Origin of the sequence: Campylobacter concisus, from assembly GCF_002165785.1 — a bacterium.
Taxonomy (GTDB): Bacteria; Campylobacterota; Campylobacteria; order Campylobacterales; family Campylobacteraceae; genus Campylobacter_A; species Campylobacter_A concisus_W.
The window spans coordinates 178,088-191,530 of sequence record NZ_NDYO01000006.1; the positions used below are offsets into that span (position 1 = coordinate 178,088).

Here is a 13,443-nt window from a genome sequence, read left to right on the forward strand (position 1 = left end):
TTATGTAATTTGATTTTTTTAGCCGAAGCAAAGCATTTCTTGAATAAAATCCGAACAAAAATTTAACATTTTTAGGAGAAATAATGAGTTTTATAAGCGAATTTAAAGAATTTGCGATGCGTGGAAATGTCATAGATATGGCTGTTGGCGTTGTTATAGGCGGCGCGTTTGGAAAGATCGTTTCATCACTAGTTGGTGATGTTATCATGCCAGTTGTTGGCGTTTTAACTGGCGGTGTAAATTTTACTGATCTTAAGCTTACGCTAAAAGAAGCGGTAGATAGTACACCTGCTGTTACGATAAACTATGGCTCATTTATACAAACAATGGTTGATTTTTTAATCATTGCTTTTTGTATTTTCTGCGTTATCAAGGCTTTAAATACACTTAAAAATAAATTACCAAAAGAGGAGCCAGCTCCAGCAGAGCCTGAAACTCCAGCCGACATTGCACTTTTAACCGAGATTAGAGATCTACTTAAAAAATAATTTCATAAATTCAAAGGGGAAATTCCCTTTGAAAATCTATTAAAATTTATCTTATTTTTATATGCTAAAATGTTTTTTATTTTAAAAAGGCGAGTAAAAATATGATAGAAAAAATCCCGTTTTTTCAAGGCTTAAACGAAGAAGATTTAGCCAAACTTGAAGCCATAAGTGTCGTAAAAAAGTATAAAAAGGGTGAATTTTTATTTATAGAAGGCGAGGAGCCAAAATGGTTAATATTTTTAATAAGCGGCTCTGTTAAGCTTTATAAAACCACGGCAAACGGAAAAGAAATTTTTATTCATCAGCTGGCTCCTATGAATTTTGTTGCGGAAGTTGTAAATTTTGAAAATATTGTCTACCCAGCTAGTGCCATTTTTACCATATCTGGCGAGGTATTAAAGATAAATTATGAAAAATTTGCGGCTGAATTTTTAATAAAACCAGAAATTTGTATGAAATTTTTAAAGTCAATGTCTGAAAAGATAAGAATCACAACAAATCTACTTCATCAAGAGTTAATTTTAAGCTCAGAAGAAAAAGTAGCTAGGTTTATTTTAGATCATGAAGATTTATTTAATGAACTAAAACATACAAAAATTTCATCAATACTTAATATGACTCCAGAAACTTTTTCAAGAATTTTAAATAAATTTAAAACAAATGGTTTGGTTAAACTTGATGAAAAGAACCAAATTTTGGAAAAAGATGTGGGTGGACTGCAAGAAATTTATTCTTATTGAAAGTTAATATCAAATAAATATTTTCATTTACTTAAAGAAAAAATTTATATATTTTTGGATAGTATTCGTCTAAAATTTTCGTAAAAATTTACGATATATTGATAAATTCAGGAGGAAATTTTGGCTGAAGTTAAGAAGAAATTTTTTGTTTGGTCATCTGTGATAATAGGCATCGTAATCGGCCTTATCGCTTCTATGGGCATAGCTGATGCACTTCATGCGACTGGTAGCGGATTTGTCTGTACCATGTGTCACACGATGGATCCTATGAATGCTGCATATCATGAAGATGTACACGGCGGCAATAACAAGCTTGGCATAAAAGCTGAATGTTCAGCCTGTCACCTAAATCATACAAGTGCCTATACCTATGTGCTTACAAAACTTAAAGTATCGATAAATGATGGCTATAAGACATTTTTTACAGATACAGACAAGATCGACTGGCGTAAAAAACGCGAGCATGCATCTCACTTTGTATATGATAGTGGATGTTTGACTTGCCACTCAAATTTAAAAAATGTTATTCAAGCTGGTAAATCATTTTTGCCACATAGAGATTATTTCGTTCTTGGAAATCCTAATAAAAAATCATGTGTTGATTGCCACGAGCACGTTGGTCACAAAAATTTAGGACTACAAATCGATAAATTTGAAGCAATTAAAAAACAAGAAAACAATAAAACCAAGTAAGGAGGAGAGATGTTTAAAAAGTCGCTAATGTTATTAGCCTGTCTAATGTCTTTTGGCTTTGCCGCAAACATGGATGCAAATAAATCTGACGCTTTAAACCTTAATGTTGTAAAAAACATTAAAGTTGCTCACAAAATGTCAGACTTATCAAAAAGCTGTGTTGAGTGCCACGCTAAAGAGACACCCGGCATAGTTGCCGATTGGAAAAATAGTCGCCACGCTCACGTTGGCGTAAGTTGTATGGATTGCCACTCTGTAAATGCAGATAATCCTATGGCTTCAGTTAAGGTGCATCCAAAAGATTCTAACAACCATGTTTCAATGCTAGTTAGCCCAAAAACTTGTGCTAAGTGCCACGAGAATGAAGTTGAAGAATTTACTAAGAGTGGTCACACAAGAGCTGCTATGCAAATGTATGCTAACCCTGTGATAGTAAAACTAATGTATCACTATGAAGGTATGGATCATCCAGAATACAAAATGGCTCCAGACGCTACTGGTTGTTCTCAGTGCCACGGAACCGTCATCAAACTAGACGCTGATCACAAACCTACAAAAGAGACTTGGCCAAACTACGGTATAGGTAATGTTTATCCTGATGGTGGCATAGGAAATTGTAAATCTTGCCATAGCGTTCATAAATTTGATATAGCTGAAGCTAGAAAACCAGCTGCTTGTGCATCTTGCCACCTTGGACCTGATCACCCAGATATTGAGATCTTTAACAACTCAATGCACGGACATATCTATAATAGCGAAGCTCACAAATGGAATTTTGATGCTGCTCCTGATACATGGGATGTACCAGACTTTAGAGCTCCAACTTGTGCAGCTTGCCACATGAGTGGTGTTGGTGAAACAACAACAACTCACAATGTTTCAAGAAGACTAAAATGGAACCTATGGGGCGTCAGCAGTAAGCTAAGAACAGCTGGTGATGAACAAGCTGCTGTTGTTTACGAAAAAACTGGCAAACTAAACGTAGGAACACCTCTAGCAGGTCATCCAAATGGACCAGAAGCAGCAAGAGCTGAGATGAAGCTAGTTTGTAAAGCTTGCCATACATCAACTCATACAGATAACTTCTTCATTATGGGTGATAAACAAGTAGAGCTTTATAACGTTTACAATGCTGAAGCAACTAAGATGCTTGAAGAGTTGAAAGCTAAAAACTTACTACTTGCAGATGCTTGGGAAGATGAATTCCAAGATGTTTACTATCATATGTGGCACCATGAAGGCCGTCGTATGAGACAAGGCGCTCTAATGGGTGGCCCTGACTATTCACACTGGCATGGAGTATTTGAAGTTAAGAACGACATTAGAAAACTTCGCAAAATCTATAAAGAAAGAATTGAGTCTGGCAAAGTCCAGTAATTCTTTTTAAGGTGGGAGTTTTCCCACCTTACTTTCTTAAATAACTATTAGATTTACTCAACTTAAATCATTTTTTATACGTTCAAAACTATACAATTTTTAAGACTAATAACATTAAAAATAAGATATTAATTTTTATAGCATAAATTTAAAAACATAAAATATAATTTTCTATTTTTTACAAGGAGAGTTTTTGGGGCTTTTGAGAATTATTATTGGAGCATTCGTATTTAGTTTTCTTATAAATTTTTATTCGTATAATCGTTTCATAAAAAAGGTCTCATTTTTTATACCATATCTTGCAAAAATTAGGATACTTTTATATGTTATTTGTATCCTTGAGTTTATATTTGTTCTTCAGATCAGGTTTTCATTCCTAAGTATTGAGCTTTATTTGATCGCTGGTATACTCATAGGTTTTTCACTATTTTTGTTTGCTGTTAGTCTATTTTACGATATTTTACGTAGTATTTTTTCTAAAAGTAATTTTAGTCCAACAAGACGAAAATTTATAAAATTTTGTTTTGATATTACATTTGTCATTTTTGTAATTGCTTGTTTTTTAAAAGGTATTTTCAATGCTTTAACGCCACCAAAGATCAGGCAAGTAGATATAAAAATAAAAAATTTACAAAGCAACCTAAAAATAGCCATGATAACTGACGTGCATATAGGAGAATTTTTACAGAAAGACTTTATGAAAAAACTCGTCAATGGCATAAATTTGGCAAATCCTGACATCGTAGTGATAGTGGGCGACTTGGTTGATATAAATGCTGCTTTTATAGGAGATTTTTTGGAGCCATTAAAAAGTCTTAAAAGTACTTATGGGACTTTCTATGTCCCTGGTAATCATGAGTATTATCACGGGATAGATGGTATTTTAGAAAAGATCAGTTCTCTTGGCATAGAAATTTTAGGTAATAAAAACAAAAAAATTGCAAGTATAAATCTAGCTGGCGTTTACGATCTGGCTGGCTTTAGATTTAAACATTTAGAGCCAAATTTAGATGAAGCATTGACAGGACGTGACCCATCGCTACCTACCATCTTGCTCTCTCATCAGCCAAAATTTATAAAATCAATGCAACAAGACGTTGATCTGGTACTTTGCGGTCATACACACGCTGGTCAAATTTTCCCTTTTGGTCTTCTAGTCTTACTTGATCAGGGATTTTTACATGGCCTTTATAAGATTAATGATAAAATGCAAGCTTATGTTAGCAGTGGTGCTGGATTTTGGGGGCCTCCTGTTAGAATTTTTGCTCCAAGTGAGATTGCAATATTAAACTTAAGTAAGGAATAAAATGAATAAAGACAATCTGTTTTCACAAATTTTTGGAAAGGTTGCAAGGATTAACTTTTTCAAACCACTTCAAGAGGCCATAAATTCTTTTTACATAAAGCTGTTTAAGATAGATATGAGCGAGTTTAAACCAGCAAATGAATATAAAAATTTAAATGAGCTTTTTACTAGAAGGCTCATAAAACTAAGAGATTTTGATGCAGCAGATGAAATGTTTATAAGCCCAGTTGATGGTACTTGTCTTAGTTTTGGCAGCACAAAGGAACTAAGGGCCTTTAGCATAAAAGGCATGGAGTATAGTGTAAGTGAGCTATTGGGGCAGAGCAAGCTTGAGGGCGAATATGACTTTGCAAATATCTATCTTAGCCCAAAAGATTATCATCATTATCATGCGCCTTGTGATATTGCCATTAAAAAAGCCATATACATTCCGGGTAAACTTTACAGCGTGGCTGCAAAATGGCTCGCAAAAGTGGATAGTCTTTATACAAAGAACGAACGCGTAGCGCTATCTTGTGAGACGAAAAATGGTAAAAAACTTTGGCTTGTTTTTGTAGGTGCGCTAAATGTCGGAAAGATGAAATTTTACTTTGATGAGCGTATACAAACAAATGCGATGGCAAATTTTACACAAATTTACGAGTATGAAAATTTACATATCAAAAAGGGCGAGCGCCTTGGGAATTTCGAGCTTGGCTCAACTATCGTGATACTAAGCGAAAAAGATGCGATCGAATACAATCTCTTTGAAAATAAAGAGCTTAAATTTGCTGAGACTATCGGGCTTATAAAATAAATACGCTAGGCATATAAGTAAAATTTTTATACCTTACTTGGCCGGTGTCTTATTTGCTTAGACTTTGGTGGTTTTTCATATATTCATTATAATAGCTTAAAACAGTGTCATGTTTTTTATAGTCACAAACTCATAGTTTTCAAAATTTATTATAGGTATGAAAGCTTGTAAAATATAATGAGTGCATTATTTTATCTATCGAAATCTTTCTTGCTTTAATTGTGTTCTTCATTAAACCATCAACCTCTGCAACTAAGCTATTATCTTTACTTATAAAACCCATATTGATATCACAGAGCTGATAGCTTTTACATCATTGCTTGTATAGAGAAGCTTATGTATCAATAAAGATATTAATAAGACGATATAGCTTAGTATATTTTTCAGAAGAATTTTTATTAACTATAATAAGGAAGTTTAAAATCGTCTTACATCCCAAGACTTAAATATTTTTATGTGTAAATTTTGACTATTTAGCCCAAAAGAGGGCTAAAATTTAAACATTAAACCTAAAGTGCATAACATCGCCATCTTGTACGATGTAGTCTTTGCCCTCAAGCCTTATTTTGCCAGCCTCTTTGGCTCCGTTTTCACCGCCATGTGCGATATAGTCGTCATAGCTTATCACTTCAGCTCTAATAAAGCCCCTCTCAAAGTCATTGTGGATGACGCTTGCTGCTTTTGGCGCTTTCCAGCCATTTGTGATCGTCCAAGCTCTAACTTCTACGACGCCAGCGGTGAAATAGCTTATCAAATTTAGCTTCGCAAAAGACGTTTTGATGATCTTCTCAAGTCCGCTCTCGTTCGTGCCAAGAGATGCCAGAAACTCGTGTGCCTCTTCGTCGCTTAGGCCGATTAGCTCCTCTTCGACCTTGGCGCAAAGCTTGATCACCTCGTGATCTGAAGCTTTTGCGTACTCTTTTAGCGCTTTTACAAATTTATTATCTTCGCTAAGCCCTTCTTCATCGACGTTCGCACCATAAACTACCTCTTTTGCGCTTAGAAGTCTTAGCTCTTTGTTAAGTGCCAAAAATGCCTCGCTATCTCTTTGCTCAAAGCTACTTGCACTTTTACCTTCATTTAGATAAGCCAAAAGTAAATTTGCTATCTCAAGCGCTTCTTTTGCACCTTTTGCGTTTGCTTTCGCCTCTCTTGTAAGCTTTTCTATCTTTTTATTTAGCTGCTCGATGTCAGCTAGTATCAGCTCAGTTTGGATGATCTCGATGTCTCTTACTGGATCGACGCTACCCTCGACGTGGGTGATATTTTCATCTTCAAAGCAGCGAACGATGTGCAAGATAAGCTCTGTCTCTCTGATGTTTGATAAAAATTTATTGCCAAGTCCCTCACCAGAGCTCGCCCCTTTTACAAGACCTGCGATATCGACAAATTCGATGGTTGAATATTGAATTTTATTTGGACTTACTATCTTTGCAAGCTCATTTAGGCGTTTATCAGGCACTGGCACGATGGCTTTGTTTGGCTCGATCGTACAAAATGGATAGTTCGCACTCTCGGCATTTTGCGCCTTTGTAAGTGCGTTAAATGTCGTTGATTTGCCTACATTTGGTAGGCCTACGATTCCAACTGAAAGTCCCATCAATTCTCCTTGCTAAGTGCTTGTAAAAAGTATAAATTCATCCTAACGCCAGCCCCGCTCGCACCTGCTTGGTTGTATCCCCAAGCCTTTTCGCGGTATGCTGGACCTGCGATATCGAGGTGTAGCCACTTATCTTTATACTCATCTTTGATAAATTTGGCCAAAAACATGCCAGCCGTGATCGCGCCGCCATATCTGCTTGAGGCGCAGTTGCTAACGTCTGCGATCTGGCTTTTGATAAGCTCGCTAAGATAAGGGTTAAAATCAAGCACAGTCGCTAGCTCGCCACTATCTTTTATCTTGTTTTTAAACTCATTTTTTAGGCTCTCGCTGTTGCTCATGATGCCAGTTGTGTATTCGCCAAGTCCCACGACGCAAGCGCCAGTTAGGGTTGCCATGTCGATTAGGATGTCTGGTTTAAAGTCTTGTGCGTAGCTTAGGCAGTCAGCCAGCACTAAACGTCCTTCTGCATCAGTGTTTCTAACCTCTATGCTAACGCCACTTCTTGAAATAAGCACGTCGTCTGGCTTATAGGCGTTGCCGCCGATCATATTTTCAGTTGCGCCCAAAATGGCGTGAATTTCAAATGGTAAATTTAGCTCCGCTGCACCTTTTATGATGCCAAGAGCTGCTGCTGCACCGCTTTTGTCTGATTTCATAGTGAGCATATAATCAGCAGGCTTTAAGCTAAGTCCGCCACTATCGTATGTTAGGCCTTTACCGACAAATATGATACGTTTTTTAGACTTTTTAGGCTTGTAGGTTAGATGGATAAGCCTTGGTTTATGCACGCTTGCACGGTTTACCGCCAAAAATGCGTTCATATTCTCTTTTGCTAAAAATTTCTCGTCATAGACCTCGCACTTTATACTTGCGATATTTTTGGCTAAATTTTGCGCGTCCTCGGCCATCTTTTGTGGTGTGTAAATTTCTGGAATTTCATTTACGATATCTTTTGTGAAATTTGTAGCACTTGCTATTATCTCTGCCTCTTTAAAGCCCTCGTTTGCAGCCTCTAGATCGACCTTTTTGCCAGCAAATTCTTCAGTAGAAAAGATGATCTCTTTAAGGGTGTATTTCTCTTTTTTTTCTTTATACTTGTTAAATTCATAACTTCCAAGCAAAAAGCCCTCAGCTAACGCTTCAAAGCTTAGTTTTTGACACTCCGCTACGTAAGAAGCTAGCTTTATGCTCTTAATGTTTAGTGATTTTAGCGCATTGTAAGCTTTAGCGGCTGCAAGTCTTAGTTCGTCAAGATCAAGCTTAGAAAGTGGCACGTAAGCCCTTTTTGCCTCGCTTAGGATAAGGACGCTATCGCCTTTATAATTGTTAAATTTAATAGCCTCTTTATTGCCTATAAATTTATGTTTCAAGTCCTTGTCTACTACGAAAATTAGTTCAATATCAGCTTTTATATCTTTTAATTTTTTATCAACTATTTGAAACTGCATGTCTTCTGTCTCTCCTTTCGTTTAAAATTTTATTTTCGATGCGCTTAAATGTATATATCAAAAGCCCCATAAATATGGCAACCACTGGGATAGCGACATACCAGTGCTCTTTTGCTTTTTGAAGCAGCACTAATATATGCTCGCCAAGTATCCAAGCAGGTATGGTGGTGATCGCCGCCCAGCACCAAGCGCTGATTAAATTTATAAAGGCGTATTTTTTAGCATCATAGCCGGTAAGCCCTATGCAAAGCGGTATGATGACACGAAAGCCATACATGTAGCGTTGCAAAAAGATGATCGGCCAGCCGTATTTTTTCAGCATTATGTGCGCCACTGCAAATTTTCTCCGCTGCGTGTGAAGCCTTTTTGCGATGTATTTTTTATTGTAACGACCAAGGTAGAAGTAAATTTGATCTCCCACAAAGCCTCCAAGTCCAGCCACAAAGATAGCAAGTGCGATGTGCATGTGCGTGGTGTGAGCGAGAATTCCAGCCATTATTAAGGCCATCTCGCCCTCCATGATACACCAGACAAAAAGTATGATGTAGCCGTACTCTTTAAGCAGTTCTATAAAAAACTCTTCCATTCTAAACCTCTAAAACGCTGTAAATTTTAGTAAGCGATTTTAGCTTTTCGCTACCTTTTAGATCGACTAGATCTATGAGAAAGCACGCTTCAACGCAGGTTGCGTTAGTTTGATTGATAAGCTCAACTGAGGCCTTTGCAGTGCCTCCAGTGGCTATGAGATCGTCCATCAAAAGCACTCTAGCGTCCGCTTTTTCTCCAAAAGCATCGATGTGAATTTGCACTTCATCGACGCCATATTCTAGGCTATACTTTTGAGAAAGCGTGATAAAAGGCAGTTTTTTTGGCTTGCGAATAGGCACAAAAGGTAGCCTTAGTCTTGCTGCAAGTGCCGCGCCAAAGATAAAGCCACGTGACTCTATGCCAGCTATGTAGTCGATATTTGCACCCTCATATCTAGCCACCAAATGATCTATCAAAAAGTTAAATGCCTCTTTGTTGTTTAGTAGTGTCGTGATATCTCTAAAAACGATGCCAGGCTTTGGAAAGTCGTTTATGCAGCGAATAGAGTTTAGTAAAAATTCTTTGCCTTTTTGATCTAAAATTTTCATAAATTTCCTTAAATTTGATGTTAAAGTAGCGCTTCGATCTTGCCTTCAAGCTCACGTATGCGTTGTCTTAGCTTGTCGTTTTCTAAGCGGTACTGGGAATTTCTTGTGCGAAGCGAGGTCACGTCGTTTTTAGTTTTGTTTAGCTCGTCTGTTAAGATGTCGATGTTACCGAGGCTTCGCTGAAGTTGGATCTGAAATTTTCTTATGACGACCTCGGTGTCTTGGAGGTTATTTTTCATAAAATCTTTTGTCGCACGCTCTTTTTTTAGAAGCGTTTTGAAGTAAAAAACCATAACAGTTAGGTAGATCGCAGCACAAACAAGAGCGGTAAAAACGATCCACTCGCCTATCATTTGGCTTCCTCAAGCTCTATTTTTTTAACTCTTCTTTCGTGCCTGCCGCCTGCAAACTCTGTTTTTAAAAATGTTTCAAATGCTGCTGTAGCCACGCCAGCTCCGATAACTCTTGCGCCAAAAGCAATTACATTTGCGTCGTTGTGTTCTCTTGCAAGTCTTGCGGTAAATTCGTCGTGACAAAGGGCGCACCTTACGTTTTCATGCCTGTTTGCAGCTATTGAAATGCCAATGCCAGTACCACAAATGAGTACGCCGTAGCAGTTAGGCTCAAGCTTGCTCGCTAGCAAATGCGCATAATCAGGGTAATCAACGCTATTTTTATCATTCGTACCAAGGTCAATGACTTCATAACCAAGCTTTTTTATGGCTTCTTTTAGCTCTGCCTTTAGCTCTACTCCAGCGTGATCGCAAGCGATAAAAATTTTATCTATTTTCATGAAAAATCCAATAAATTTTTTGCAGATTATAGTCAAAGTTGCATTAAAATAAAATTTTGCTTGCATGTGAGAAAAGGCTATAATTTTAGAAATTATTAAAAGGGAAAAATATGAAAAAGACGCTCTTTTTAATGGCTTCAGCGTTAGCCTTTGCAAATGAAAATTTGATAGAGATCTACACTGATCAAACCATCATCACTCAAAAATTTAGCGACGCAAATAGCTCTTTTAGCGCCTTTGTGCCAGAAGGTGTGCAGAGTGAGAGCATCACTATAAATGGGGATTGTGACGCGAATGCTTATCTAAAAAAGATTAGCGAAGAAAATAGCCCAAGTTACATAAAATGGAAGCAAGAAGTTGTAAATTTAAGTAGCAAGCTTGAGGCACTAAAAGCAAGAGGCAGGTTTATAGAGCAAGCTTTGATAGCAGAAAACAAAAGTAACGATGTGACAAAAAGAGCTGATGAGTTTTATAAATTTAGCCTAGAAAATATCGAGAAAATTTCAGCTGCTAAAAGTGAGCTTGAAGCGCTTAAAGAAAATGAGCCAAAAAGCGAGATGGCTGGATTTTTGCAGCTTGATATGAAATTTGATTGCAGACCAAAAGAGGTAACGTTTTCATATATGGATGATGAGGCCCCAAAGACGCTAAATGAAATTTACGCAGACGCGAAAAACAAAAATATCTTGATAAAACAAGAAATTTTGCTCACCAACCCATTTGCCAGCGATGTTAAAAATTTAAAGCTCGCCATCTATCCGACCAGATACCAAAAGGCGCTTGCTCCAAGCAAGTTTTACCCTTGGTACGAGGAGAGCGAGGCGGAGGCTGATGGTTACGGCACTTCGAAAAATATGCTAAGAGCCGCAAAAGTCACCGCTGAGGTCGCTGACATGCGTGTGCAAAGAGATGAGAATGAGTTTGCCAAAATTTGGAAGATAGATGGGATAAATTTAGCAAAAGGCGAGAGCAAATATATAACTTACGACACGCAAAAAATGGATGCAAATTTTAGTGTTTTTGCTGATTTTTATGGCTCACTAAAGGCATATAACGTAGCTAGCTTTAAGCTAAATGACGATCTAACTCTAGCTAAAACGCAGTTTTATGTTAATGGTGTGAGTGTCGGTAGTCCTGGCGAATTTGAGATGAAAGCAAAAGATGAGCCAGTGCAGCTATTTTTAGGACAAAACGAGCTAATTGAGCTTAAAAAAGAGCGCTTAAATAAATTTAAAAAGAGCTCGCTTCTTGGCAAAGAGCGAATAAGCGAAGAGGGCTATGAGATAAGTGTCAAAAATAACTCAAGCAAGAGCGTTGATATCACTTTGGTGGAGCGTGTGCCAGTATCTGCCGACGAGGCGGTAAAGGTCGAGATAAAGGGCTTTGATAAAAAAGATATCAGCAAAGATGGCAAGGTGGAGCTTAAATTTAGCCTTGCACCAAAAGAGGAATTTAAAAAAGAGTACTCTTACAAGATCACAAAGCCAAAAATTTAGAGCAAATTTGCTCTAAATTTAGCCGTTTATAAATGCACTTGCGATATCTAAAACGTATCTTGTCGGATAAAAGATAGTATCTTTTAAAGGCGAAATGAGGATGATGATAAGGATGACAAAGCCATATCTTGAGATGCCCTCAAGCTTTTCAGCCAGTGCGTGAAAGCCAAAATTTCTAAGTGCGTACTCGAGCGCGTGAAAGCCATCAAGTGGCGGGATCGGATAGAGGTTGAAGATGGCTAACATCAAATTTAAAAGCGCAAGCGTAAATAAAAACTGAAGTAAAATTTCAAAGGTTTCTATATTTAGCAGAGCCTTTAGCACAAAAAGCGACAAGATGCCCAAGATGATGTTATAGCAAATGCCAGCTAGACTTACGTAGATAGCTGCCTTGTAGCCGCCATTTCGCACGACTATGTAGGTATTTACAGGTACTGGTTTTGCCCAGCCAAACATCATACCAGTGCTTAGATAAAGCACCAGCGGCACGATGATAGTGCCAACTGGGTCGATGTGTTTTATAGGATTTATGCTAAGCCTGCCAAGGCTTTTTGCGGTGTTGTCTCCAAATTTATAAGCTACATATCCATGGGCGATCTCGTGGCCGACGATAGCGATTATTAAAGAGATGACGATAGTGGCGACTTTGATGGGGTCGAAATTAGTGAAGTCCATCAACTTCTCCCTCTTTTAGAGCTTGTTTTGTAAAAAACTCATCGTTTTCTATCGTATCTACAAAGCGTCCGATACGCTCCCAACGCACATTGTAGTTGCTGTCCCAGCTAAAATATATAAACCAAGGCTGACCGACTATATCTTTATATGCCACACTTCCCCAAAAACGGCTATCATTTGAGTGATCGCGGTTGTCACCTATCATAAAGTACTCATCCTTTGGCACTTTTACATAAAATGCATTAAGGTTAAAATTTGGATTTTGCGGTAGTGAGCCAATTAGCACTGGCTTCATAAAAACACTATCTTTATTTGTATTTAGCATGAAAATCATCTGCTCAAATAAATTTACATTTTCATCGTAGTGGATGCCGCTAAATCTATATGGCTCTTTTATGAAAAGCTTACCATCAAGCTCGGTTATATCGCTACATGAGTAGCCAAATTTGCTCTCTTTACCATTTAAATTTTCACGGCAGTTTGCCTTTATAAAATCATCTCCCTCTTTTGGACGCAAATACAAGGCTTTTTCGGTAAATACTATCTCATCTTCGCTTGTGGCAAAGCAGCGTTTTACAAAGTGGGTCTTTTCATCTTTTGGATAACGAAAGACGACTATATCGCCTCTTGCAGGACCGTCGCCTGTGATAAGATGCCCATTGTCATTTAGCTCGGGTAAAATTTTTATCTCAAGCCACGGAATTCTTGGTGTTGGTATGCCATAAACAAATTTCTTAGCGAATAAAAAATCACCAACCAAAAGCGTATTTTTCATCGAACCAGACGGGATAACAAAGGCTTGAGCTATGAAAAATATAACAAAAAGCACGATGATGACCGTGCCAGTCCAGCTTGAGCAAAAGTCATAAAATTTAGTAAAAAATTTTTTCAT

The 13,443-nt window shown here is 37.5% G+C and carries 15 protein-coding genes; 7 read left to right on the forward strand and 8 right to left on the reverse strand.

From position 1 onward, the window contains the following. Positions 1 to 83: 83 nt before the first annotated feature. The 6 genes from mscL (at position 84) to B9N62_RS05710 (ending at position 5,400) form a co-directional block, all read left to right on the forward strand. Positions 84 to 488: a large-conductance mechanosensitive channel protein MscL gene (gene mscL, locus B9N62_RS05685; protein ID WP_087584742.1), complete on the forward strand. Its 405-nt coding sequence runs from the start codon at positions 84 to 86 to the stop codon at positions 486 to 488. Between the two features lie 101 nt (positions 489 to 589). After that, positions 590 to 1,228, forward strand: coding sequence for a Crp/Fnr family transcriptional regulator (locus B9N62_RS05690; RefSeq protein ID WP_084108542.1), 639 nt, complete (start codon positions 590 to 592; stop codon positions 1,226 to 1,228). A gap of 120 nt (positions 1,229 to 1,348) precedes the next feature. After that, positions 1,349 to 1,921: a cytochrome c3 family protein gene (locus B9N62_RS05695; RefSeq protein WP_021089703.1), complete on the forward strand. Its 573-nt coding sequence runs from the start codon at positions 1,349 to 1,351 to the stop codon at positions 1,919 to 1,921. Between the two features lie 9 nt (positions 1,922 to 1,930). Beyond that, positions 1,931 to 3,298, forward strand: a complete 1,368-nt coding sequence (locus B9N62_RS05700) for a multiheme c-type cytochrome (RefSeq protein WP_087584743.1) — start codon at positions 1,931 to 1,933, stop codon at positions 3,296 to 3,298. Between the two features lie 193 nt (positions 3,299 to 3,491). Further along, on the forward strand, positions 3,492 to 4,604 hold the full coding sequence (locus B9N62_RS05705; RefSeq protein ID WP_087584744.1) for a metallophosphoesterase: 1,113 nt from the start codon (positions 3,492 to 3,494) through the stop codon (positions 4,602 to 4,604). 1 nt (position 4,605) lies between these two features. Continuing rightward, positions 4,606 to 5,400 (forward strand): phosphatidylserine decarboxylase, encoded by a 795-nt coding sequence (locus B9N62_RS05710; protein ID WP_087584745.1) that lies wholly within the window; start codon positions 4,606 to 4,608, stop codon positions 5,398 to 5,400. 496 nt (positions 5,401 to 5,896) lie between these two features. On the opposite strand, the gene ychF is transcribed toward B9N62_RS05710, so the two are convergent. The 6 genes from ychF to rpiB are packed head-to-tail and all read right to left on the reverse strand — an operon-like array spanning position 5,897 to position 10,380. Beyond that, entirely contained in the window at positions 5,897 to 7,000 is a 1,104-nt protein-coding gene (ychF, locus tag B9N62_RS05715) for a redox-regulated ATPase YchF (RefSeq protein WP_087584746.1), read from the reverse strand. Next, positions 7,000 to 8,451 (reverse strand): leucyl aminopeptidase, encoded by a 1,452-nt coding sequence (locus tag B9N62_RS05720; RefSeq protein WP_087584747.1) that lies wholly within the window; start codon positions 8,449 to 8,451, stop codon positions 7,000 to 7,002. Before B9N62_RS05720 ends, ychF begins: the two co-directional genes overlap by 1 nt. After that, on the reverse strand, positions 8,432 to 9,037 hold the full coding sequence (locus B9N62_RS05725; RefSeq protein ID WP_021083652.1) for a DedA family protein: 606 nt from the start codon (positions 9,035 to 9,037) through the stop codon (positions 8,432 to 8,434). Before B9N62_RS05725 ends, B9N62_RS05720 begins: the two co-directional genes overlap by 20 nt. 1 nt (position 9,038) lies before the next feature. After that, positions 9,039 to 9,587 (reverse strand): adenine phosphoribosyltransferase, encoded by a 549-nt coding sequence (apt, locus tag B9N62_RS05730; RefSeq protein ID WP_087584748.1) that lies wholly within the window; start codon positions 9,585 to 9,587, stop codon positions 9,039 to 9,041. A 20-nt stretch (positions 9,588 to 9,607) separates the two neighbouring features. Next, positions 9,608 to 9,940 (reverse strand): hypothetical protein, encoded by a 333-nt coding sequence (locus tag B9N62_RS05735; protein WP_002939538.1) that lies wholly within the window; start codon positions 9,938 to 9,940, stop codon positions 9,608 to 9,610. Next, a complete protein-coding gene (rpiB, locus tag B9N62_RS05740; protein ID WP_087584828.1) occupies positions 9,937 to 10,380 on the reverse strand; it encodes a ribose 5-phosphate isomerase B in 444 nt (147 codons plus the stop codon). Before rpiB ends, B9N62_RS05735 begins: the two co-directional genes overlap by 4 nt. Positions 10,381 to 10,490: 110 nt before the next feature. Here rpiB and B9N62_RS05745 point away from each other — a divergent pair, with 110 nt between their 5' ends. Then, entirely contained in the window at positions 10,491 to 11,876 is a 1,386-nt protein-coding gene (locus B9N62_RS05745) for a DUF4139 domain-containing protein (protein ID WP_087584749.1), read from the forward strand. An 18-nt stretch (positions 11,877 to 11,894) separates the two neighbouring features. Here B9N62_RS05745 and B9N62_RS05750 read toward each other — a convergent pair whose 3' ends face one another. Together B9N62_RS05750 and lepB are read right to left on the reverse strand one after the other, a co-directional pair. After that, positions 11,895 to 12,551, reverse strand: a complete 657-nt coding sequence (locus tag B9N62_RS05750; protein ID WP_087584750.1) for a site-2 protease family protein — start codon at positions 12,549 to 12,551, stop codon at positions 11,895 to 11,897. Next, positions 12,538 to 13,443 carry a signal peptidase I gene (lepB, locus tag B9N62_RS05755; protein WP_087584751.1) on the reverse strand — a complete coding sequence of 302 codons (906 nt, stop codon included), beginning with the start codon at positions 13,441 to 13,443 and terminating at the stop codon, positions 12,538 to 12,540. The genes B9N62_RS05750 and lepB overlap by 14 nt, the downstream gene beginning before the upstream one ends.

Bases quoted from the DNA above. Each gene is read 5' to 3' on its own strand.
- mscL (WP_087584742.1), top strand. From the start codon at position 84: ATGAGTTTTATAAGCGAATTTAAAGAATTTGCGATGCGTGGAAATGTC.
- B9N62_RS05690 (WP_084108542.1), top strand. From the start codon at position 590: ATGATAGAAAAAATCCCGTTTTTTCAAGGCTTAAACGAAGAAGATTTA.
- B9N62_RS05700 (WP_087584743.1), top strand. From the start codon at position 1,931: ATGTTTAAAAAGTCGCTAATGTTATTAGCCTGTCTAATGTCTTTTGGC.
- B9N62_RS05710 (WP_087584745.1), top strand. From the start codon at position 4,606: ATGAATAAAGACAATCTGTTTTCACAAATTTTTGGAAAGGTTGCAAGG.
- ychF (WP_087584746.1), bottom strand. From the start codon at position 7,000: ATGGGACTTTCAGTTGGAATCGTAGGCCTACCAAATGTAGGCAAATCA.
- B9N62_RS05720 (WP_087584747.1), bottom strand. From the start codon at position 8,451: ATGCAGTTTCAAATAGTTGATAAAAAATTAAAAGATATAAAAGCTGAT.
- B9N62_RS05725 (WP_021083652.1), bottom strand. From the start codon at position 9,037: ATGGAAGAGTTTTTTATAGAACTGCTTAAAGAGTACGGCTACATCATA.
- apt (WP_087584748.1), bottom strand. From the start codon at position 9,587: ATGAAAATTTTAGATCAAAAAGGCAAAGAATTTTTACTAAACTCTATT.
- B9N62_RS05735 (WP_002939538.1), bottom strand. From the start codon at position 9,940: ATGATAGGCGAGTGGATCGTTTTTACCGCTCTTGTTTGTGCTGCGATC.
- rpiB (WP_087584828.1), bottom strand. From the start codon at position 10,380: ATGAAAATAGATAAAATTTTTATCGCTTGCGATCACGCTGGAGTAGAG.
- B9N62_RS05745 (WP_087584749.1), top strand. From the start codon at position 10,491: ATGAAAAAGACGCTCTTTTTAATGGCTTCAGCGTTAGCCTTTGCAAAT.
- B9N62_RS05750 (WP_087584750.1), bottom strand. From the start codon at position 12,551: ATGGACTTCACTAATTTCGACCCCATCAAAGTCGCCACTATCGTCATC.
- lepB (WP_087584751.1), bottom strand. From the start codon at position 13,443: ATGAAAAAATTTTTTACTAAATTTTATGACTTTTGCTCAAGCTGGACT.